Source organism: Pedobacter puniceum (assembly GCF_009674685.1).
Taxonomy (GTDB): Bacteria; Bacteroidota; Bacteroidia; order Sphingobacteriales; family Sphingobacteriaceae; genus Pseudopedobacter; species Pseudopedobacter puniceum.
This window is the reverse complement of record NZ_WKJI01000001.1, coordinates 18,928-38,559: the sequence shown is the minus strand read 5'-3', so window position 1 is coordinate 38,559 and position 19,632 is coordinate 18,928. Positions and strand designations below refer to the sequence as shown.

Genomic DNA, 19,632 nt, shown 5'->3' with positions numbered 1-19,632 from the left:
AAAAGATATAGATTTTAAACCCCTAAAATTGAGCAATATCTTTTCATAGCCTCTAACTCTACTTGGGCTACAAAAAGATGGAAACCCTCCTTTTGATTATCTACTTGAGCATTTTCTAAAGCTTCATAATATTTCATACGGTTTTCGGCATCACCTTTAATGTTTGCAATTACATAACCGTTTTTTAACAAAATAAGATTCATGATAAGTCTAGAAGTTCTGCCATTACCATCTAAAAAAGGATGAATGGTAACTAATCTTTCAGATAGTTCTGCAGCTAAAACAACCGGATGTAAATATTTTTTATGAGCCTGATACCAAAAAAACAAATCTTCCATTTGCTTCTTTATCAAGTATGGTTGTGGAGGCAAATGTCTGCTTCCGCTTATCATAACTTGTACGTCCCTATAAACACCTGCATATTTAGAATCAATCCCTTTAAGGATAAGCGAATGCAACAATAATAAATGCCTTTCAGAAAAATCATTATTACTGCTTACTAAATCTTTAAGAAAATCTAAAGCCTCTTTATGATTTATAGCTTCTAAATGTTCTTGCATACTTTTACCTGAAATAGTAATCCCCTCATTAATTACCAAATCTGTTTCTTTAAGCGTAAGCGTATTTCCTTCTATCCTATTACTTTCAAAAGTATATTCTAACTCTAAGGCTTTAATAATTTTAAAACTTTCTAAAGCCCTATGCTGTGCTAATTTTTGTTTTAACTCATCAATTTCAGCTAAAATATCTGTTAATTTCTTTAAGGCGATTAACTCGCTTTTTTTATAGTATCTTATCTTCTCTTCGGCAAGAGAAAGAACTTCCAAAGCGAAATTACCATAACCCACTTGATCAACAACTTGCTCGCTTAACCAATCTATGAGTAATTCATGCGCATCTAAATCTAAAATCTGAGCTATTTGAATAACTTGCTCTCTAGTAGGTTTTCTTACTCCAGACTCAAATTTACTTACTAAAGAAGAATCAATTTTTAGCAACTGAGCAAGTTCCCTCACTTTTAGTCCTTTATTAATTCTAGCTGCTTTAATTTGGGAGTTCATTTTGTGACAAATTAATTCATGACAAAAATGGTCATTATTTTTGAGATAAAAAAAGCCCATTTCTAATGAAAGGAAAGGGCTTTAAAATCGATGTATTTGGACTATCAGACTTTAATTTCTACTTCAACACCTGAAGGTAATTCAAGTTTCATTAAAGCATCTACAGTTTTTGCAGAAGCACTGTAGATATCTAATAATCTTTTGTAAGAGCATAATTGAAATTGCTCTCTTGCTTTTTTGTTAACGTGTGGAGAACGTAATACAGTGTAAATTTTCTTCTCAGTTGGAAGAGGAATTGGACCACTAACTACTGCACCCGTAGGTTTAACAGTTTTAACGATTTTCTCAGCAGACTTATCTACCAAATTGTAATCGTAAGATTTTAATTTAATTCTAATTCTTTGGCTCATTGTTTTTGTTTTAAGATTAATCGTTAGAGCTATTTGTAACGATAATCGGGTTTATTTTATTAAGGTTAAAAGTAGAAAGCTTAAGGTTTCAAGTCTTTTTACTTTCTACTTTTAACTTTCTACTTATTATGCGTTTGCTTTAGCACCTTTAGCTTTAGCTACTACTTCTTCTTGTACGTTTCTTGGAGCTGGCTCATAATGGTCAAATTCCATTGTAGAAGTTGCTCTACCAGATGTAATTGTACGTAGTTGGGTAACATAACCAAACATCTCAGAAAGTGGCACTAAGGCTTTGATAACTTGAGCACCAGCTCTTGTATCCATACCTTGTAACTGACCACGACGACGGTTTAAGTCTCCCATTACATCACCCATGTTTTCTTCTGGAGTTAATACCTCAATTTTCATGATTGGCTCCATTAATACCGGTTTACATTTTGGAAGCGCTTCGCGGAAAGCGTTACGAGCTGCTAATTCGAATGATAATGCATCTGAATCCACTGGGTGGAAAGAACCATCAATTAAACGAACTTTCATTGAAGTTACAGGGAAACCTGCTAACACACCGTTTGGTAATGAAGCTTCAAAACCTTTTTGTACAGATGGGATAAATTCACGAGGGATAGCACCACCTGAAATCTCATTTTCAAACTGAAGACCAACTTTAGTTTCATCATCAGCAGGAGAAATAACAACTTGTATATCAGCAAATTTACCACGACCACCAGTTTGTTTTTTGTATGTCTCGCGGTGTTGAACAGTACCAGTAATAGCTTCTTTGTATGCTACTTGTGGCGCACCTTGGTTAACCTCTACTTTAAACTCACGTTTTAAACGGTCCATTAAGATATCTAAGTGAAGCTCACCCATACCTTGAATGATGGTTTGTCCAGAATCTTCATCAGTATGAACACGGAAAGTTGGATCTTCCTCAGCTAATTTACCTAAAGCCATACCTAATTTATCAACATCAGCTTGAGTTTTTGGCTCAATTGCTAATCCAATAACTGGCTCTGGGAACTGCATTGACTCTAGAACGATAGGGCTCTTCTCATCGCAAAGCGTATCTCCGGTTTTAATATCCTTGAAACCTACAACAGCAGCTATATCTCCAGCTCCAACATTAGGAATTGGGTTTTGCTTATTTGCATGCATTTGGAAAATACGAGAAATACGTTCTTTATTTTCTGAACGAGCATTGTAAACATAAGAACCAGCCTCTAAATTACCTGAGTAAACACGGATAAAGCATAAACGACCAACAAAAGGATCGGTAGCAATTTTAAATGCTAATGCAGAAAAAGGCTCTTTAATATCTGGCTTACGAGTTACATCTTCGCCAGTATTAGGATTCGTACCTTTGATACCTTCTTGATCTAGTGGTGAAGGCAATAATTCCATCACATAATCAAGCATAGTTTGTACCCCTTTATTTTTGAAAGATGAACCACAAACCATAGGAACAATTTTAGCATCTAATACTGCCTGACGTAAAGCGTCTAAAATCTCACGCTCTGTAATGGTAGAAGGGTCATCAAAGAATTTCTCCATTAAAGACTCATCATATTCAGCAACAGCTTCTAATAATTTCTCTCTCCACTCAGTTGCTTCATCAACTAAATCATCAGGAATTGGAACTTCTGTAAAAGTCATACCTTTATCAGCTTCATTCCAAACAATACCTCTCCAGTTGATTAAATCTACCACACCTTTGAAAGAATCTTCTGCACCAATAGGAATTTGTAAAGGAATAGCGTTAGAACCTAACATATCCTTTACTTGCTTAACAACTTTTAAGAAATCAGCACCAGCTCTATCCATTTTGTTAACAAAACCAATACGTGATACATTATAATTGTTAGCTAAACGCCAGTTAGTTTCAGATTGAGGCTCAACACCATCAACCGCAGAAAACAAGAAAACTAAACCATCCAAAACACGTAAAGAACGGTTTACCTCTACGGTAAAGTCAACGTGACCTGGGGTATCAATAATATTGATATGGTAGTTATTTCCTCTGTATTTCCAGTTTACAGTTGTAGCAGCAGAAGTAATTGTTATACCTCTTTCAGCCTCTTGAACCATCCAGTCCATAGTAGAAGCACCATCGTGTACCTCACCAATTTTGTGGTTCACACCTGCATAATATAGAATACGCTCTGTAGTGGTAGTTTTACCAGCATCAATGTGAGCAGCAATTCCAATGTTTCTTGTGAATTTTAAATCTCTTGACATTATAAATGATTTATAGGATTTTTAAATGATTACACCGATTTCCAGTTAGTTGCTAAAAATCGGTGTAATCATGTTAATCTATGTAATCTGTGTTTCTAGAATCTGAAATGAGAGAAAGCTTTGTTAGCTTCTGCCATTTTATGTGTATCTTCTTTTTTCTTCACTGCAGCACCTTCACCTTTAGCAGCAGAAATAATTTCACCAGCTAATTTTTCCATCATGGTTTTTTCACCACGTTTTCTTGAATAGCTAATTAACCATTTCATACCTAAAGCAATTTTACGCTCAGGACGAACTTCTGTTGGTACCTGGAAGTTAGCACCACCCACACGGCGTGATTTTACCTCTACTCCTGGCATTACATTATTTAAAGCTTTTTTCCATTGCTCTAAACCGTTTTCACTAGTTTTAGACTCAACTAAATCAATAGCTTTATAAAATATATCGTAAGCGATAGATTTTTTTCCATCGTACATCATATTATTCACAAACCTGGTAACCATAACGTCGTTAAACTTTGGATCAGGAAGAATAATTCTCTTTTTTGGTTTCGACTTTCTCATGTTCTTTTCCTCCGTTTAATTATTTCTTTTTACCTTTTGCTGGAGCTGCTGCTGCTTGTCCTGGTTTTGGTCTCTTAGTACCATATTTAGAACGACGCTGATTACGACCTGCAACACCTGCAGTATCTAAAGCACCACGAACGATGTGATAACGAACACCTGGTAAATCTTTTACTCTTCCACCTCTTACTAACACAATAGAGTGCTCTTGTAAGTTGTGACCTTCACCCGGAATGTAAGCGTTAACCTCTTTACCATTGGTTAAACGTACACGGGCAACTTTACGCATTGCTGAGTTTGGTTTTTTAGGGGTAGTTGTATATACACGGGTACATACTCCTCTTCGCTGTGGACAGCTGTCCAACGCTGGGGATTTACTCTTATCCTCCAGAGCTACTCTACCTTTCCTAACTAATTGTTGAATGGTTGGCATTTAATGAATTTATGTTTAAAAATTTCTTTTAACTACCCTCAAATTTGAACACGGCATACCATGCCCATTTAAAAGGACTGCAAAAGTAGGTTTTTATTTTTTGATATTCAATAGGTTGAGTGAAAAAAGTTTAAATATCCGATGACCCCGATGCCGGAAGTCTAATTTAAAAGCCTAGGATGTATTTAAAAATTAGAAAAGCACATTTAGTACTACTATTAAAGGCTGTCCCGCTTTCCGCACTCGCTTTTAGCAATTTCCCAATTGCTAAAGAGCTCAAACAAATGCTTCAATCGGGTTTAGGTGGCAAATTCTGAGGCATTTTTTAAAGCTCTTATTAAGTATTATAATCATTATTGTATGAATAATCTTTTGGCAAACTTGTTGTAAAGTCTTATTTACATTTATTTAAAACTGAAAAATATGCCTACATCAAAAAGCAACTCTAAGAGCCAGGCTTCTAAAGAGTTAAAAGACCCAAAAACAAGTAAAACACAGAAAAGTGAAGCTGCAAAAGAATTGGGCAGCTCTAAAAAGAAAAAACAGTAACATTTGTTTGAGGTTTGGCTTCTGTAAGCCAAACCTTTTTTATTATCTAAGCCTTCTTTACAAACTCTGATTTTAAATACATAGCTCCAAAACCATCCACCTTACAAGAAATATTATGATCACCAGAAGTAAGGCGTATATTTTTCACTTTGGTACCTATCTTCATAGGCTTAGGAGAGCCTTTTATAGGCAAATCTTTTATTAAAATTACAGTATCTCCATCTACTAATTCATTCCCATTAGCATCTAATACTTTATCAATAACATTAGTTTCAATTTCTTCTGCTTCCGGATTCCATTCATAAAAACACTGAGAACAAACCATGTAGTCTTGTTCTGGGTAGGTAAATTCGGATCCACATTGTGGACAGTTATTGTTATTACTCATCAAATAAAAATTAAGAAGCAAAGGTAAAAGAATAAAAGTTTTAAGTTCTATCTCACTTTAAGTACCTGATACTATTCATTAGTAAGTAAGCAACCAATATCATTCAACTGAAGATTAGTAAACAAAAAGCATTTATTTTTTTGATTAAGTTGATAATCTCCTACTTTTAGTGGTACTAACAATAATCAGTATGAAAAAATTATTACTATCTTTTATCTTAACTCTTTTTATGAGTTACGGATTCTCACAATCCAAACAAGACACCATAACCATCAAAAAAGGCTTAGGCACTTATTACATTCAAAATGGAAAAATGCTAAAGCCCAAACAGCTTTTAGAATTAACAAAAAGTAATCCTGTTGCTTATGAGGCTATGTTAAAAGCAAAAAAGAATCAAGTTCCTGCAGCCATATTTGGCAGCATAGGCGGCTTTTGTATAGGATATCCTTTAGGCGCAGCTATTTCTGGCTCTGATATGAATTGGACTCTTTTAGGTGTTGGGGCTGCATTAACAGTTATATCTATACCTTTTTCTTCTGCATATAACAAAAACACTTCTACAGCAGTAAAAGCTTATAATGAAGGTTTACAAAAATTAAGCTATAGAAAAGTTAGATTAGAAAGTATGATTGGAGCTAGCGGTTTAGGCCTAAGAGCTACTTTTTAGTAAATCTCTAAATAATAGTACAAACTATTTGGGATTGATGTTTTATCCAAGAACTCAATAAAAAAACAGGGATTTCATAAGTTAAACACTTAATAAAATCTCTGTTATACCTTAATTTCTGAATTAATTACTTTCAAAGTTATAATTTAAAAAAGTTTACATCATCTATTTGATATTGAGGGTTGGCCCCACTTTTACCTGCAACAAATGCACCTAAAGCGCATGCATTGTTTAGCATAATTTCTGGAGTATAGCCTATTTGATAAGAATGGATGAGTGCTGCTAAGAAGGCATCCCCTGCACCAACAGTATCAACAACTTCAACTTGAAAACCTGAATGCTGAAAAGTTTGACCATCAATATATAAGACAGCTCCTTTACCTCCCATAGTCACGCAGATTAATTTAACATCCCACAAAGCAGCTAATATTTGAAGTATTGATTCATCCTGAGGATTTAATTGATACCAAGAACAAACCAATTCAAATTCATCATCATTGAGCTTAACCCAATCTGCTAATTTTAAAAATTGTTTTAATGATGCTTCTGTGTAGTGTGGCGCTCTTAGATTAATATCAAAAATCTTTAAACAAGATTTTTCTAAAAGTTTTAACAAAGTATTTTTTGTATATCTTCCTCTGGATGCTAAGCTGCCAAAAACAAGAGCATCATCCTCTTTTAAAGAAACTGTTGGATTATCTATTTCATCATAAGCTACAGGTTTTACAATCTCATATCTAGCATTTAAAGGGTCATCAAGATTTACCAGAACTTTACCTGTAGCTAAATGATTTTTTATTTGAATAAGTGAAACATCTTTTAGCTCTTGATGTAGATAAGCTTTTAAATCAGCACCAGCCTTATCATTACCGATAGCACTTATCAACTTTGTTTGGGAGCCTAATTTGTGAAGATGAATACAGACATTCATTAACGCTCCGCCTGGCAAGGCTTTTTGAGGAAAAACATCCCACAATATTTCTCCAAAACAATAAATCATAAGGCTTTTGTAATTTTAAATTTGATATAACGATGATTACATTCCATCACCAAATGATGTTTTAGGCAGAGGAGGGTATATTCTCATTTCTGCAGGCAGTTTGATGTATTCATTGTAAGATTTAATGATATAGGTTCGTAACTCTACATCACTCATATCTTTAATTTGTGAGTATGTTGGACGATAATAAGACATAAAATCCTCTAATAATTGCCCTCGCACTTTAGTGAGCTCGGTTACCAATTCTCTATTAAAACGTCTATCAATTAAACGTTCGTTAAGTTCGGTATCCATAAATTTCTGAAATTCTCTCTTTTGCTGAGATTGTTTACTAAAAGCATTGTATAAACTTAAGCTACCATCTTTGGTTAAAATAGTTGTATTGGCAGCAGAATAAGCAGAAGAGTAAGCTGCTCTAATTTGAGCATCGGTTTTATTAGCTTGAGCAGATACAATAACTTCGTTTAAGACAATCATTCTGGTTCTTAATAAAACAATACGTGGTTCTAAACTTTCTACTATCAAAGTGTCACTTTGATAACCTGGACAAGAAAAAACAACTAAGTCACCAATCTCCGCTTTAACTTTGAAATCTCCTTTTTGCCCTGTATGGTCTACCTCCCTTTGGGTAAGATTATTTACAAAAACCAATTTTAATTTACTTCTTGTATCAGCATCATATGCAGTACCTGTTAATATGCTTTGTGCGCATAAAAAACTAGGTGCTAAAAGAAACAGAATTAACCAGAAGCCTTTCATAAATTATGTTTAGTTGTATTGACAAATTAACAACCATTTTGTATCCTACAATGTCAAAAATCTGTTAATAAACCTTAGAAAACAACTTATTAACATTATTTAACGCTTGATTAGGAGAACAATTTTTCTAGTTCTGCTTCATCGTAACCAATAATTATGGCCTTTGAGGTTTCTATAACTGGTCTTTTTATAACACTAGTGTGTGTTAACATCAGCTTTACAGCAGTCTGTTGGTCACTTATGGTTTCTTTAACTTTTTCGTCTAATCCACGCCAAGTTAAACCTTTTTTATTAACTACCTTTTCCCAACCTAGGGTATTACACCATTTGTTTAGATGTTCTTCATCTATCCCAAGCTTTTTAAAATCATGGAAATCTACATCAATGTTATTTTCTTCTAACCATGTTCTTGCTTTTTTTACAGACCCACAGTTAGGAATACCAAATACTTTAACAGTCATATTATATTAAACTTACCTACGAAGCTAAATATTTAACAGCTGATATTGAAATTTGTTATTTTTATATTGATTAGTATTCTTCTTTGGTATCTAGAAACTGATGTACAGGTTTGTAGTGTAAATCAAAAGTAGCTGCAACTTCACGATAAACTACTTCCCCGTTAATAATATTTAATCCTTTAAGAAGTTCGTAATTATCTAAACATGCTTTTTTCCAGCCTTTATCTGCTAGTTGTAAAATGTAAGGGAATGTGCTATTTGTAAGTGCAATGGTTGAAGTGTAAGGCACAGCACCTGGCATATTGGTTACACAATAATGTAAAATACCATCTACAATGTATGTTGGATTTTCATGCGTAGTAGGCTTACAAGTCTCTATACACCCACCTTGATCTACAGAAACATCAACGATAACTGTACCAGGTCTCATCAACTTTAACATATCTCTTGTAACAACTGTTGGGCACTTTGCACCAGGAACTAAAACAGCTCCAACAATTAAATCATGATTTGTGATTAATTTTCTGATGTTATACTCGCTACTAAACATGGTAACCACATGAGGCGGAAGGATATCATTTACATACCTTAATCGTTCTATATTAGTATCAACAATGGTAACGTGAGCACCTAAACCAGAAGCCATTTTTGCAGCTTGTACCCCAACTACGCCAGCACCAATAATTAAAACTTTTCCGGGTGTTACGCCTGGTACACCGCCTAACAATACACCTCTACCCATTACAGGTTTTTCTAGGTATCTAGCTCCTTGTTGTATAGCCATTCTCCCAGCAACCTCAGACATAGGGACTAAAATAGGCAAAGATTTATCTGTACACTCTACTGTTTCATAAGCTAAACATACGGCACCACTATCCATCATGGCATAGGTGAGTTTACGATGAGAAGAAAAATGGAAGAAACAAAAAATCAATTGATCTTTCCTAGCCAATTTATACTCGCGTTCTTCAGGCTCTTTAACTTTAACAATCATATCGGCCCTACCCCAAACCTCATCTCCAGTTAAGATAATTTTCGCCCCAGCCTCCTCATAATCATCATTTCTAAAACCACTTGCAGCGCCAGAATGCGTTTCTATTAAAACTTCATGCCCTCTTTTTACTAATTCATGTACACCAGCGGGCGTTAGACCTACTCTATTTTCATTATTTTTTATTTCACGAGGTACACCTATAATCATTTTATCAAAGTTTTAAACAAATAAATAAAAAATCATTAACAAAACAGCTATTTGTTTAAACTTTTTTTTATTTGATTGTAATTTTTTTAAAATACATCAATATAATACAAATTATAATTTTTTAAATTTTAAAGAAAGTGTAATTTTGAGCTTTATTATATCTATGATTACGCGGGAAACAAAAGATTCATTTATTTTTATAACACAGCATGAACATGCTACTATTTCAGGAGAATTTTTTGTAAACTTAAAGAAAGAGTTTATACCTACAGAACATTTTGAATCTTTAAAATTTGCTATATATCAACATGATAGAGCTTGGATTATCCCAGACTCTGAACCTATTTGGAACGATAAACTTCAAAAACCTTATGATTTTATAGAATATCCTGAAAATATAAAACTACACTTTTACAAGCTCGGGATTGAGCAAGTAGACCAAGCAAACTCTTATGCTGCACTAATTTGTAGCATGCATTACAGTAGTTTTTTTGCAAACTCAGAAACCGAGTATGGAAAATCTTTTTACGAAAGAGAAACTTTAAGGCAAAAGCATTTAATACAACGCTTAAAAATACAAACATCTACTTTTTTAAATTATCAACTTAAGATATTACAACTTTGCGATGATTTATCTCTTTATGCTTGCATGAATAACCCGGGGGTTGATAAGAAAAATGAGCATCCTCTTTTTAGAGATGGTTTTAATAACTCTGAATTTTTTCATGATAACGGAGAGCAAAGAGTCTCTGCAAATTATCAAGATAAAAACATTATAAAATTTAATAGCAACCTATTTGAAAAACCTTTTGAGATAAAGATTACCTTTAAAAAAATACTTAAAGAGAATATCAAAAATGAAGGTTTGTTAACGGCTTTCACTAAGCAGCCTTGGTTTTATCATAATATTAAAATCATCTAAGTGGCATTATAATTATAGCAGAAATAATACTCAGGCTTAAATCTGATTCTCTTATTTTTGCAGCTATGGCAGAAAAAAACAGGTTCTACATCATTTTATCACTTGGAATTTTATCTGCTTTAGGTCCGTTTAGCATTGATATGTATTTACCGGCTTTCCCGGTAATGGCAGAGGATTTAAACACCACTGTACCGCATATACAACTATCTTTAAGTAGCTATTTTATCGGTATTTCTTTAGGCCAACTTATTTACGGTCCTTTAATAGATAGGTTTGGCAGATTAATACCTCTTTTTACTGGCCTATTTATATACCTACTTACTTGTGTTGCATGCGCCTTTGCAAACACTGCTGATACTTTAATTGTAATGCGCTTTTTTCAAGCTTTAGGAAGTTGTGCAGGCATGGTGATTTCTAGAGCTATGGTAAGAGATATCTTCCCGGTTAGTGAAAATGCAAGAATTTTTTCTTTGTTGATGTTGGTTATTGGTGTATCACCTATTCTTGCACCAACATTAGGCGGTTACATGAGTAGCGGCTTAGGCTGGCGCTCTATCTTTATTTTCTTAATAATTTTAGCTGTCTTTACCATTTATATGTGCTATAGATATTTACCTGAGAGTAAACCTGCAGATAAAACCATGTCTTTAAAACCAAAAGCAGTGTTAAGTGATTTTTGGTTTGCTTTTTCTGAGCCATGTTTTATCTATTATGCGTTGGCCGGAGGTATAGCATCAGCGGCTATGTTTGCTTATATAGCAGGTTCTACATTTGTTTTTATTGAACTGTTTGGTTTTACAGAAAAACAATATGGTTGGTTATTCGCATTAAATGCCATTGGTTTGATAAGTGCTAGCCAATTAAACAGTAAATTACTTAAGAAATATCCTATCGGGATTATTATAAAGAACTCAAGTTGGGTACAACTAACTGCAGTTCTATTACTCGCTATACTATCAGCTGCACAATTCTTAAATGTTTACAGCACTCTAATTTTAATATGGATATTTATGTCGGCATTAGGGTTCTTTTCTCCTAATACTTCAGCGCTATCCATGGCTCCTTTTGATAAAAAAGCAGGGATAGCATCTGCTTTGTTAGGATGTTTCCAGATGCTATTTAGTGCTTTAGCATCCTTTGCTGTAAGTTTTTTACATGACGGCACAGCTTTACCTATGACAGGTGTTATGGCTTTTTGTATTATTTGTAGTTTTTCTTTGGTCTACATCGGCCAAAAGCAAGCTAAAAAATATTAAGCTTAAAATTTTCACCGACTTTTCACCTCACTTTACCGAGAAAACACCCTGACTCCCCATTTTCATATTAATGTTTAATACTTTGTATGGCATCTTTGAACCATAATCATTAAAGTCATGGAAAATCAAGAAATAAAAAATAAAAAAAATTATAATAAACAAGTTGTAGGAGGCGCCTTTCTGGTAATAGGCTCGGCTTTATTAGCTAAACAAATGGGAGCCGATTTACCATCATGGTTAATAAGCTGGCCTATGCTTCTGATTGTGATTGGTCTTGCAAGTGGCATCAAAAACAACTTCAGAAACTCGGGATGGTTATTTATGATTTTAGTTGGTGGTGTTTTCTTAGCAGAAAGAATTAACCCCGATTTAATAGTTACGGAATATACATGGCCAGTTGTATTAATTGGTTTGGGTTTATGGTTCATTTTTGGCAGGCATAAAAAATGTGATATGCATGAGTTCAAAGGTGGATTTAAAAAAAAAGATTATCAGCCTTTAACTGATGAAAATGAAGGGAAAGCTAATTTTAGTCATAAAGATAATTTAAACACCGGTGATGATGTGATAGATTCTGTTGCTGTATTTGGAGGCGCTAAAAAACATGTACTTTCTAAAAATTTTAAAGGTGGCGAGATTGTAACCATTATGGGTGGTACAGAGATTAATCTTACCCATGCTGATATACAAGGTGTTGCCGTACTAGAGGTAGTACAAATTTTTGGAGGCACAAAAATCATCATCCCTCACGGATGGGAAGTGAGCACAGAGATGGCAGCAATTTTTGCCGGAATTGATGATAAAAGAGTCTTCCAAAATCAAGTAACTGATAAAAGTAAAGTACTTGTGATTAAAGGAACATCAGTATTTGGAGGAATAGAAATTAAAAGCTTTTAAATATTACTACTTATGAAATGGTTTGCTGTAAAATTAATTTTTCAAATTGTGAATGATAATAACAAGCATTTTCAATTTGATGAACAACTAAGACTTGTTCAAGCATTAAGTAAAGAACATGCTTTAGAAATGGCTCATCAGGTGGGTTTAATGGCACAAGAAAATATCATCAGCCAAAACGGACATACTTTAAATTGGAAGTTTATTGCCGTAACAGAATCAGAATATGTTGGAGAAATAGAACAGGGTAAAGAAATACATTACCATATTGAAGAGCCTGATAATGTTGAGCTTTACTTGAAAAGAGTAGAAGAAAAAGCACTAAATTTAAAAAAGATAACACAAGAAAATTTAATCCATTTCTAGTTTGGCTATTTTACCTTTTTCTAATAGAAGTTTCAGAAAAGCATTCTTTATTTTATGGACCATTTGGTTTGCCTTAAGTACATATACTTTGTACTCTTTAGGTATTAACTTAATGGTTGCCATTAAAGATAGTTTATGTTCTTTAGTTATTATAGCCTTATTCTGCTGGTTAATTGCAAACAACTTAGCCTACTATCAACCAAAAGAAAATAAATACATTTTTATAATTGTTTGGTGCTTGGTCTTAGCATTTCTATCAACCACGGTGTTGTTATTTATCTTACCTCAACTAGCATCAGATACAGAAGAATATCATAATTTTTTACACTCTTCTATCCTCATCCGTTTTGGATTTTCTTTTTTACTGATTGGGTGGATGGCTATGATTGGTGTCCTTTGGTATAATCAACAAGAAAAAGAAGAATTAGAGAGAAGAAGGCAAGAAGCCGATAGACTAAGTAAAGAAGCAGAGCTTTCTACTTTGAGAGAAAAATTACAACCTCATTTTCTGTTTAACAGCCTTAACTCTATAAGTGCACTTACTTTTTCAAAACCTCAGGAAGCAAGAAAAATGATACAGCAACTTTCTGATTTTTTACGAGGCACTATCAAAAGAGACGATGAATTAACTACGCTAGAAGCAGAAATATTGCACCTGAAACTTTATTTAGATATAGAAAAAGTTAGATTTGGACATAGGCTTAACACCATTATAAACTGTAATACAGAGAATAAAGAGCTAAAAGTTCCTCCAATGATATTACAGCCTTTACTAGAAAACGCTATAAAATTTGGTTTATATGATACTTTAGAAGATGTAACCATAACCATAAATTGTAGCTCGCATGAAAACACGCTTTATATAAGTATTCATAATCCGTTTGACCCTAATACGGCTTATCCTCATAAAGGAACAGGCTTTGGTTTGGCTAGTATCAAAAGAAGGCTCTCTATCATATACAACAGAAAAGATTTATTAGAAGCAAGAGCGCTTAATCATGAATTTATAACTACACTCACTATCCCACAAACATGAAAAAGGCATTAATTATTGATGATGAACCGCTAGCTAGAAGTATTATTCTAGAATATCTGGCAGCGCATCCAAACATTACTGTTTTAGAAGAATGCAACAATGGTTTTGAAGGCTTAAAAGCTATCAAAGAACACGAACCTGATTTGATTTTTCTAGACATACAAATGCCTAAAATAACTGGTTTTGAGATGCTTGAACTGCTAGATCAAAAGCCTCAAGTAATATTTACCACTGCTTTTGAAGAATATGCCATCAAAGCTTTTGAAGCAAACGCCATAGATTATTTATTAAAACCTTTTGATCAACAGCGTTTTAATAAAGCCATAACAAAATGCTTATCAGAACAGGTAACCCCAAATTTTAAAACTGTTTTAGAAGAAGCTTCTTTAACCCCTGTTCAAAATGAACGTGTTGTGGTTAAAACAGGAAATAAAATTAAAATCATCCCTGTTTATGATATTATTTATTTAGAAGCTGACGATGATTATGTGAACATCCATACTACAGAGGGTGCTTTTCTTAAGAATAAAACCATGAGCTTCTTCGAGAAAAACTTATCTGAAAAAGAATTCATCAGGATTCATCGCTCGTATATCGTAAAGCTAGATCAAATCACTAAAATAGAAAACTACGAAAAAGATAGCCACATTGTCTTACTTAGAAATGGACAAAAACTACCAGTTAGTAAAAATGGTTATCCAAAATTAAGAGCTGCATTAGGGATGTAATCATAGAAAACTCTTAATGTTCTGTTAAAGAAGTCTGTTCTAATATTTCTCTAAAATAGTATCTTCGCAATATGTCAACGGTACAAATAAAAGAGCAAATAGCAGCATTAGTAAAAGAGCTAAAACAACATAATTACAACTATTATGTTTTAGCGATGCCAACCATTTCTGATTATGATTTTGACATCAAACTAAAAGAATTAGAAGCTCTTGAAAAACAGTATCCAGAATTTGTACATCCAGATTCTCCTACTTTAAAAGTTGGCGGAGAAATTACTAAAACTTTTAAAACTGTTGTACACAAGTGGCCTATGCTTTCCTTAGGAAACACTTATAATGCACAAGATTTAATAGACTTTGACCAAAGAATTAAGAAAGCCATAGGCGATAATTTTCAATACGTTTGTGAGTTAAAATTTGATGGCTTATCTATCAGTCTAACTTACGAAAACGGAAAGTTACTAAGAGCCGTTACACGTGGAGATGGCACCAAGGGCGATGATGTAACTGCTAATATCAAGACATTAAGAAGCATCCCTCTAAGTATTCCTCATCAAAATGTTCCAGAACATTTTGAGATACGTGGCGAAGTTTTTATGCATAAAGCTGCTTTTGAAAAACTTAACCAAGAACGTATAGAACAGGGCGAACAAGCTTATGCAAATCCAAGAAACTTTGCATCAGGAACTGTAAAAATGCAAGATTCTGCTGAAGTTGCTAAACGCCCGCTAGACTGTTTTTTATATTTCCTTTATGCAGACCAAAATCCGTTTAAAACACATTGGGAAAGTTTACAAGCTGTAAAAAATTGGGGCTTTCATGTTTCTGAGGAAAGTAAACTATGCAATACCATAGAAGATGTTTTACTCTTTATAGAAAGCTGGGAAACTAAAAGATTTAACTTAAGTTACGATATAGATGGCATCGTTATCAAAGTAAATAGCTATGCACAACAGCAAGAGTTAGGCTTTACCGCGAAATCTCCGCGTTGGGCAATCAGTTATAAATATAAAGCGCAAGAAGTAGAAACTACTTTAGAAAAAGTAACTTACCAAGTGGGTAGAACCGGGGCTGTAACTCCTGTAGCTAATTTAAAACCTGTTTTATTGGCAGGTACTACAGTAAAAAGAGCAACTTTGCATAATGCTAACGAGATTTCAAGACTTGATTTACATGAAAACGATACCGTTTTAGTAGAGAAAGGTGGAGAAATTATCCCGAAAGTTATTCGTGTAAATCTAGAAAAAAGAAAAGCCGATGCTGCAAAAATCAATTATCTAGAACATTGTCCAGAGTGTGGCACACAGCTCATCAGAAAAGAGGGAGAAGCTGTTCATTACTGCCCTAATGACGAAGGTTGTCCGCCACAAATTGTAGGTAAAATGCAGCATTTCATCAGCCGTAAGGCGATGAATATTGATGGAATAGGTTCTGAAACTATAGAAGCGCTTTATCAAAAAGGCTTAATTAGGCATATTAGTGATATTTACTTATTAAAAAACCACGAAGCTACCTTAAAAAGTATAGATAGGTTTGGAGAGAAATCTGTTAATAACATGCTGGAAGGTATAGAAAGATCTAAGCAAATGCCTTTTGAGAAAGTGCTTTTTGGCTTAGGAATCAGATATATTGGAGAAACGGTTGCTAAAAAATTAGCCTTTCATTTTAAAAATATCCAGGCTTTGCAAGGCGCTTCTTTTGAAGAGCTCATTGCTGCAGATGAAATTGGAGAACGTATTGCACAAAGTATTTTAGAATATTTTGCTGATGAAAAACATCAACAAGAAATAAATCGTTTAAAAGAAATAGGTTTACAGTTTGAAATTGAAGAAAAGGAAGTAATTTTACAAAGTTCAAAATTAGCTGGTCAAACTTTCGTTATATCGGGTGTATTTGAACAATATAGCCGAGATGAGCTTAAAGACATTATTGAAAGTAATGGAGGTAAAATATTGAGCGGGATATCTGGTAAGTTAAATTACTTAGTAGCCGGTGATAATATGGGGCCTTCTAAATTAGAAAAAGCTAATAAATTAAACATTCCTATCATTACTGATGCGGCTCTTTTAAAGATGTTGGAGGAATAAAAAAGGGAAAGAGATGAAGAAATTCTTCAATAGTTTAAGATTAAGATCTGGTTTTGCAAAATTAAAGCATGAACTCAAGAAACTTAAACGTAACAATCATTCTATATCATTAAAAGATGCACAAAATATTGGTATTTTAGTGCCTATAAAAGATGCTGAACAGATTGTTGAAGCAGAACATTTTGCAAAAACTTTGCAAACCGGCAATAAAAAGGTAAAATTGCTAGGTTTTGTACTAGATAAAGGCTTGCAGCTAAAATCTAAAACCAATATAGAACTTATTTCTGTTGAGGATATTGATTGGAATTATATTCCTAAAAAAGAAAAAATAGGCAATTTCATTAATCATGAATTTGATATTTTGATAAACCTTTGTACTGATTTATGTTTCCCGCTTGTTTATATAGCTGCGGTTTCAAAATCGGTTTTTAAAGTTGCTGCTTACAACCCTAAGCAAGCACCTTTTTTTGATTTCATGATTGAAACACAACAGGAAAGCATTGCAGGCTTTTCTACAGAGTTGAGATATTATTTAGAGAAAATAAAATGAGTAGATTTTTGGGGACTGGTGTAGCCATGATTACACCTTTTCATGCTGATTACACAATTGATTTTAACGCCTTAGAAAAAATCATTAACCATTTAATAGATGGTAAAGTTGAGTATATAGTGGTTTTAGGCACAACCGCAGAATCTGCTACATTAACTAAAGAAGAAAAGAAAAAAGTTTTTGAATTTGTATCTGAGAAGGTAAACGGTAGAATTCCTTTAGTTGCTGGTATTGGCGGTAACAACACCGCAGAAGTAGTAGCTGAAGTTAGTAACTTTTCTATAAAAGGATATGAAGCTATACTTTCTGTAGCACCTTATTATAATAAACCTATACAAGAAGGTTTTTTTCAGCACTATAAAGCCGTTGCAGAAGCGTCTAAATTACCTATTATTTTATACAACGTACCGGGTAGAACAGGCTCTAATATGAGTGCAGAAACTTCTTTAAGATTAGCTAAAGAAGTTAAAAATATTATCGGGATTAAAGAGGCTTCAGGAAATTTTGACCAGTTTAATGAAATAGCTGCTCATAAACCAGAAGGTTTTGATTTGATTTCTGGAGACGACCCAGTAACGCTACCAATGATTGCTTTAGGTGCCGTAGGTGTTATTTCTGTTGTTGCAAATGCTTTTCCACTGAAGTTCTCTGAAATGGTGCGTACTTGCTTAAAAAATGATTTTAAAGGTGCTAGAAAAAGTCATTCTGACTTTTTGGAATTTACAAGATTATGTTTTGCAGAAGGTAATCCGGGTGGTGTAAAAGCTGCCATGAAAGAACTTGGTATATGCGAAGATTACTTACGCTTACCTTTAGTGCCTGTTAGCTCAATAACAAAAGAAAAAATAAAAGCTCAGGTAGATTTTTTAAAATAATTAGGGTAAAGGTGTTATGTGCGGAGTTGAAGTAAAAATAATCCTCAACTCCGCTCTTTTTTAAAACTATTCTCTACTTAGCTTATTCAAAAATCCAATAAATTCTTTATTGGTATAGTCAGCGCCACCTTCATGCTTGAACACCAATTTACCTTGTTTATTTAAAACAATAGTTGTAGGTATGCTATTACCGAGATAGGTACTTGGCACAGCACTAGCAAGTGTATACACCGGTAAATCAAATTTTCTTTTTTGCATAAACTTTAACGATTTCTGTAAATCTTGATCCACATCAACAGTTAAAACAACAAGCTTATCATTTCCCTTAAATTGCTTCGCCAGTTGATGGATAGACGGCATTTCTGCAATACAAGGCGGGCACCAAGTAGCCCAAAAATTAATGAACACTACTTTACCTCTTAAACCAGACAATCTTACTTCATTACCTGTTTTATCTATAAAAACAACTTCATTTTCTACAATTAAAGGAGCCTTAATTTCTTGATCTTTAGGTAAATCAGGCTGAAATAAACCTACTTTCATTAAGCCTTCTATCACCTTACCTTTAACTTGCGGACTAAATACCATCGCTAAAGCGAAAAGAATTAACAAAGCTGTTGAAATATTAGACCAGCTTAATAACTTCTTATCATTATTCTCTTTCTCCACCATTATATTCTCATTTAGTCTCGCTTGCAAGTATTAAATTTAAAAAGTACGTATAAGGGACAAAAACTCACTAAACTTGTTAGAACAAAAACTACAGCTAGTACCAACAATACAATACCTAAAGCACCGCTTATGATTTCATTAAAGTATAATAACGTAATTATTAAGGCTATAATTACTCTAAGGCTTCTATCTAAGCCTCCCATATTCTTTTTCATATTGTTGAATTTTAATGGTTATTTCTATTTGGTAAATTACACCCGCCAATACCACAAGCAGAAACATTAAAAAGTCCTTGATAAAGTAAAATTGCTGCTAAAACACCTATCATCACTTCTTCACGAGCAACAGCTTCATAAGCGATATAAATACCAGCTAGGGTTTTTATGATTCGCATAACATTCCAATTATTTAGCAATAAACTTCTCATAAACTGTTTCTTTAATTCTTATAACAAATATGAAATAATGGTATTAGTATTTTGGTGACATAAGTCACTTAGGCTCAAATTTTAAACAA

Annotated in this window: 24 protein-coding genes; 11 read left to right on the top strand and 13 right to left on the bottom strand. The window is 33.6% G+C overall.

Annotated elements, in window-relative coordinates; all coding sequences use genetic code 11:
- Window positions 1-14: 14 nt before the first annotated feature.
- The 5 genes from GJJ64_RS00205 to rpsL all read right to left on the bottom strand — a co-directional run bounded on the left by GJJ64_RS00205 (window position 15) and on the right by rpsL (window position 4,702).
- On the bottom strand, window positions 15-1,061 hold the full coding sequence (locus GJJ64_RS00205; RefSeq protein ID WP_154285792.1) for a Fic family protein: 1,047 nt from the start codon (window positions 1,059-1,061) through the stop codon (window positions 15-17).
- 104 nt (window positions 1,062-1,165) lie between these two features.
- Complete coding sequence (gene rpsJ, locus GJJ64_RS00200) at window positions 1,166-1,471, bottom strand: 30S ribosomal protein S10 (RefSeq protein ID WP_013633190.1); 306 nt, start codon at window positions 1,469-1,471, stop codon at window positions 1,166-1,168.
- Between the two features lie 126 nt (window positions 1,472-1,597).
- Window positions 1,598-3,706 carry an elongation factor G gene (gene fusA / locus GJJ64_RS00195; protein WP_154285791.1) on the bottom strand — a complete coding sequence of 703 codons (2,109 nt, stop codon included), beginning with the start codon at window positions 3,704-3,706 and terminating at the stop codon, window positions 1,598-1,600.
- Between the two features lie 95 nt (window positions 3,707-3,801).
- A complete protein-coding gene (rpsG, locus tag GJJ64_RS00190; protein WP_026904285.1) occupies window positions 3,802-4,269 on the bottom strand; it encodes a 30S ribosomal protein S7 in 468 nt (155 codons plus the stop codon).
- Window positions 4,270-4,288: 19 nt separating this feature from the next.
- Window positions 4,289-4,702, bottom strand: a complete 414-nt coding sequence (rpsL, locus tag GJJ64_RS00185; protein WP_026904284.1) for a 30S ribosomal protein S12 — start codon at window positions 4,700-4,702, stop codon at window positions 4,289-4,291.
- Window positions 4,703-5,125: 423 nt separating this feature from the next.
- Here rpsL and GJJ64_RS16965 point away from each other — a divergent pair, with 423 nt between their 5' ends.
- Window positions 5,126-5,251 carry a hypothetical protein gene (locus GJJ64_RS16965; RefSeq protein ID WP_262884799.1) on the top strand — a complete coding sequence of 42 codons (126 nt, stop codon included), beginning with the start codon at window positions 5,126-5,128 and terminating at the stop codon, window positions 5,249-5,251.
- A 46-nt stretch (window positions 5,252-5,297) separates the two neighbouring features.
- On the opposite strand, the gene GJJ64_RS00180 is transcribed toward GJJ64_RS16965, so the two are convergent.
- Entirely contained in the window at window positions 5,298-5,639 is a 342-nt protein-coding gene (locus GJJ64_RS00180; RefSeq protein WP_154285790.1) for a zinc ribbon domain-containing protein YjdM, read from the bottom strand.
- A 229-nt stretch (window positions 5,640-5,868) separates the two neighbouring features.
- Here GJJ64_RS00180 and GJJ64_RS00175 point away from each other — a divergent pair, with 229 nt between their 5' ends.
- Window positions 5,869-6,306 carry a hypothetical protein gene (locus GJJ64_RS00175; protein ID WP_154285789.1) on the top strand — a complete coding sequence of 146 codons (438 nt, stop codon included), beginning with the start codon at window positions 5,869-5,871 and terminating at the stop codon, window positions 6,304-6,306.
- Window positions 6,307-6,445: 139 nt separating this feature from the next.
- Here the strand turns inward: GJJ64_RS00175 and GJJ64_RS00170 are convergent, their stop codons facing one another.
- The 4 genes from GJJ64_RS00170 to ald form a co-directional block, all read right to left on the bottom strand.
- Window positions 6,446-7,306 carry a carbohydrate kinase family protein gene (locus GJJ64_RS00170; RefSeq protein ID WP_154285788.1) on the bottom strand — a complete coding sequence of 287 codons (861 nt, stop codon included), beginning with the start codon at window positions 7,304-7,306 and terminating at the stop codon, window positions 6,446-6,448.
- A 36-nt stretch (window positions 7,307-7,342) separates the two neighbouring features.
- Window positions 7,343-8,065 carry a hypothetical protein gene (locus GJJ64_RS00165; RefSeq protein ID WP_154285787.1) on the bottom strand — a complete coding sequence of 241 codons (723 nt, stop codon included), beginning with the start codon at window positions 8,063-8,065 and terminating at the stop codon, window positions 7,343-7,345.
- A 110-nt stretch (window positions 8,066-8,175) separates the two neighbouring features.
- Entirely contained in the window at window positions 8,176-8,526 is a 351-nt protein-coding gene (locus GJJ64_RS00160; RefSeq protein ID WP_154285786.1) for an arsenate reductase, read from the bottom strand.
- Between the two features lie 70 nt (window positions 8,527-8,596).
- Window positions 8,597-9,727: an alanine dehydrogenase gene (gene ald / locus GJJ64_RS00155; RefSeq protein WP_154285785.1), complete on the bottom strand. Its 1,131-nt coding sequence runs from the start codon at window positions 9,725-9,727 to the stop codon at window positions 8,597-8,599.
- A gap of 163 nt (window positions 9,728-9,890) precedes the next feature.
- Between ald and GJJ64_RS00150 the strand changes: the two genes are divergently transcribed.
- The 9 genes from GJJ64_RS00150 to dapA all read left to right on the top strand — a co-directional run bounded on the left by GJJ64_RS00150 (window position 9,891) and on the right by dapA (window position 18,444).
- Window positions 9,891-10,649, top strand: a complete 759-nt coding sequence (locus GJJ64_RS00150; RefSeq protein ID WP_154285784.1) for a DUF3891 family protein — start codon at window positions 9,891-9,893, stop codon at window positions 10,647-10,649.
- Window positions 10,650-10,714: 65 nt separating this feature from the next.
- Window positions 10,715-11,905 carry a multidrug effflux MFS transporter gene (locus GJJ64_RS00145; protein WP_154285783.1) on the top strand — a complete coding sequence of 397 codons (1,191 nt, stop codon included), beginning with the start codon at window positions 10,715-10,717 and terminating at the stop codon, window positions 11,903-11,905.
- Window positions 11,906-12,022: 117 nt separating this feature from the next.
- Window positions 12,023-12,802 carry a LiaF transmembrane domain-containing protein gene (locus tag GJJ64_RS00140; protein ID WP_154285782.1) on the top strand — a complete coding sequence of 260 codons (780 nt, stop codon included), beginning with the start codon at window positions 12,023-12,025 and terminating at the stop codon, window positions 12,800-12,802.
- A 12-nt stretch (window positions 12,803-12,814) separates the two neighbouring features.
- The gene (locus GJJ64_RS00135) at window positions 12,815-13,168 is read left to right on the top strand and encodes a DUF4288 domain-containing protein (RefSeq protein ID WP_154285781.1); all 354 of its coding nucleotides are present in this window, start codon (window positions 12,815-12,817) and stop codon (window positions 13,166-13,168) included.
- A 1-nt stretch (window position 13,169) separates the two neighbouring features.
- Complete coding sequence (locus GJJ64_RS00130; RefSeq protein ID WP_229655416.1) at window positions 13,170-14,204, top strand: sensor histidine kinase; 1,035 nt, start codon at window positions 13,170-13,172, stop codon at window positions 14,202-14,204.
- Complete coding sequence (locus GJJ64_RS00125) at window positions 14,201-14,932, top strand: LytR/AlgR family response regulator transcription factor (RefSeq protein WP_154285780.1); 732 nt, start codon at window positions 14,201-14,203, stop codon at window positions 14,930-14,932. Before GJJ64_RS00130 ends, GJJ64_RS00125 begins: the two co-directional genes overlap by 4 nt.
- A gap of 71 nt (window positions 14,933-15,003) precedes the next feature.
- Window positions 15,004-17,019, top strand: a complete 2,016-nt coding sequence (gene ligA, locus GJJ64_RS00120) for an NAD-dependent DNA ligase LigA (protein WP_154285779.1) — start codon at window positions 15,004-15,006, stop codon at window positions 17,017-17,019.
- A gap of 13 nt (window positions 17,020-17,032) precedes the next feature.
- Window positions 17,033-17,569 (top strand): DUF6913 domain-containing protein, encoded by a 537-nt coding sequence (locus GJJ64_RS00115; protein ID WP_154285778.1) that lies wholly within the window; start codon window positions 17,033-17,035, stop codon window positions 17,567-17,569.
- Complete coding sequence (dapA, locus tag GJJ64_RS00110; protein ID WP_154285777.1) at window positions 17,566-18,444, top strand: 4-hydroxy-tetrahydrodipicolinate synthase; 879 nt, start codon at window positions 17,566-17,568, stop codon at window positions 18,442-18,444. Before GJJ64_RS00115 ends, dapA begins: the two co-directional genes overlap by 4 nt.
- A gap of 66 nt (window positions 18,445-18,510) precedes the next feature.
- On the opposite strand, the gene GJJ64_RS00105 is transcribed toward dapA, so the two are convergent.
- From GJJ64_RS00105 to GJJ64_RS00095, 3 genes are read right to left on the bottom strand one after another with little or no spacing between them, the layout of a single operon-like run.
- Window positions 18,511-19,116, bottom strand: coding sequence for a TlpA family protein disulfide reductase (locus GJJ64_RS00105; RefSeq protein WP_154285776.1), 606 nt, complete (start codon window positions 19,114-19,116; stop codon window positions 18,511-18,513).
- A gap of 11 nt (window positions 19,117-19,127) precedes the next feature.
- Complete coding sequence (locus GJJ64_RS00100) at window positions 19,128-19,331, bottom strand: YgaP family membrane protein (RefSeq protein ID WP_154285775.1); 204 nt, start codon at window positions 19,329-19,331, stop codon at window positions 19,128-19,130.
- 11 nt (window positions 19,332-19,342) lie between these two features.
- Window positions 19,343-19,543, bottom strand: a complete 201-nt coding sequence (locus GJJ64_RS00095) for a hypothetical protein (RefSeq protein WP_154285774.1) — start codon at window positions 19,541-19,543, stop codon at window positions 19,343-19,345.
- Window positions 19,544-19,632: the final 89 nt, after the last annotated feature.

What these genes read in the sequence shown, in the direction of transcription:
- GJJ64_RS00205 (WP_154285792.1), bottom strand. Translation starts at nt 1,061, where the DNA reads ATGAACTCCCAAATTAAAGCAGCTAGAATTAATAAAGGACTAAAAGTG.
- rpsJ (WP_013633190.1), bottom strand. Translation starts at nt 1,471, where the DNA reads ATGAGCCAAAGAATTAGAATTAAATTAAAATCTTACGATTACAATTTG.
- fusA (WP_154285791.1), bottom strand. Translation starts at nt 3,706, where the DNA reads ATGTCAAGAGATTTAAAATTCACAAGAAACATTGGAATTGCTGCTCAC.
- rpsG (WP_026904285.1), bottom strand. Translation starts at nt 4,269, where the DNA reads ATGAGAAAGTCGAAACCAAAAAAGAGAATTATTCTTCCTGATCCAAAG.
- rpsL (WP_026904284.1), bottom strand. Translation starts at nt 4,702, where the DNA reads ATGCCAACCATTCAACAATTAGTTAGGAAAGGTAGAGTAGCTCTGGAG.
- GJJ64_RS16965 (WP_262884799.1), top strand. Translation starts at nt 5,126, where the DNA reads ATGCCTACATCAAAAAGCAACTCTAAGAGCCAGGCTTCTAAAGAGTTA.
- GJJ64_RS00180 (WP_154285790.1), bottom strand. Translation starts at nt 5,639, where the DNA reads ATGAGTAATAACAATAACTGTCCACAATGTGGATCCGAATTTACCTAC.
- GJJ64_RS00175 (WP_154285789.1), top strand. Translation starts at nt 5,869, where the DNA reads ATGAGTTACGGATTCTCACAATCCAAACAAGACACCATAACCATCAAA.
- GJJ64_RS00170 (WP_154285788.1), bottom strand. Translation starts at nt 7,306, where the DNA reads ATGATTTATTGTTTTGGAGAAATATTGTGGGATGTTTTTCCTCAAAAA.
- GJJ64_RS00165 (WP_154285787.1), bottom strand. Translation starts at nt 8,065, where the DNA reads ATGAAAGGCTTCTGGTTAATTCTGTTTCTTTTAGCACCTAGTTTTTTA.
- GJJ64_RS00160 (WP_154285786.1), bottom strand. Translation starts at nt 8,526, where the DNA reads ATGACTGTTAAAGTATTTGGTATTCCTAACTGTGGGTCTGTAAAAAAA.
- ald (WP_154285785.1), bottom strand. Translation starts at nt 9,727, where the DNA reads ATGATTATAGGTGTACCTCGTGAAATAAAAAATAATGAAAATAGAGTA.
- GJJ64_RS00150 (WP_154285784.1), top strand. Translation starts at nt 9,891, where the DNA reads ATGATTACGCGGGAAACAAAAGATTCATTTATTTTTATAACACAGCAT.
- GJJ64_RS00145 (WP_154285783.1), top strand. Translation starts at nt 10,715, where the DNA reads ATGGCAGAAAAAAACAGGTTCTACATCATTTTATCACTTGGAATTTTA.
- GJJ64_RS00140 (WP_154285782.1), top strand. Translation starts at nt 12,023, where the DNA reads ATGGAAAATCAAGAAATAAAAAATAAAAAAAATTATAATAAACAAGTT.
- GJJ64_RS00135 (WP_154285781.1), top strand. Translation starts at nt 12,815, where the DNA reads ATGAAATGGTTTGCTGTAAAATTAATTTTTCAAATTGTGAATGATAAT.
- GJJ64_RS00125 (WP_154285780.1), top strand. Translation starts at nt 14,201, where the DNA reads ATGAAAAAGGCATTAATTATTGATGATGAACCGCTAGCTAGAAGTATT.
- ligA (WP_154285779.1), top strand. Translation starts at nt 15,004, where the DNA reads ATGTCAACGGTACAAATAAAAGAGCAAATAGCAGCATTAGTAAAAGAG.
- GJJ64_RS00115 (WP_154285778.1), top strand. Translation starts at nt 17,033, where the DNA reads ATGAAGAAATTCTTCAATAGTTTAAGATTAAGATCTGGTTTTGCAAAA.
- dapA (WP_154285777.1), top strand. Translation starts at nt 17,566, where the DNA reads ATGAGTAGATTTTTGGGGACTGGTGTAGCCATGATTACACCTTTTCAT.
- GJJ64_RS00105 (WP_154285776.1), bottom strand. Translation starts at nt 19,116, where the DNA reads ATGGTGGAGAAAGAGAATAATGATAAGAAGTTATTAAGCTGGTCTAAT.
- GJJ64_RS00100 (WP_154285775.1), bottom strand. Translation starts at nt 19,331, where the DNA reads ATGAAAAAGAATATGGGAGGCTTAGATAGAAGCCTTAGAGTAATTATA.
- GJJ64_RS00095 (WP_154285774.1), bottom strand. Translation starts at nt 19,543, where the DNA reads ATGAGAAGTTTATTGCTAAATAATTGGAATGTTATGCGAATCATAAAA.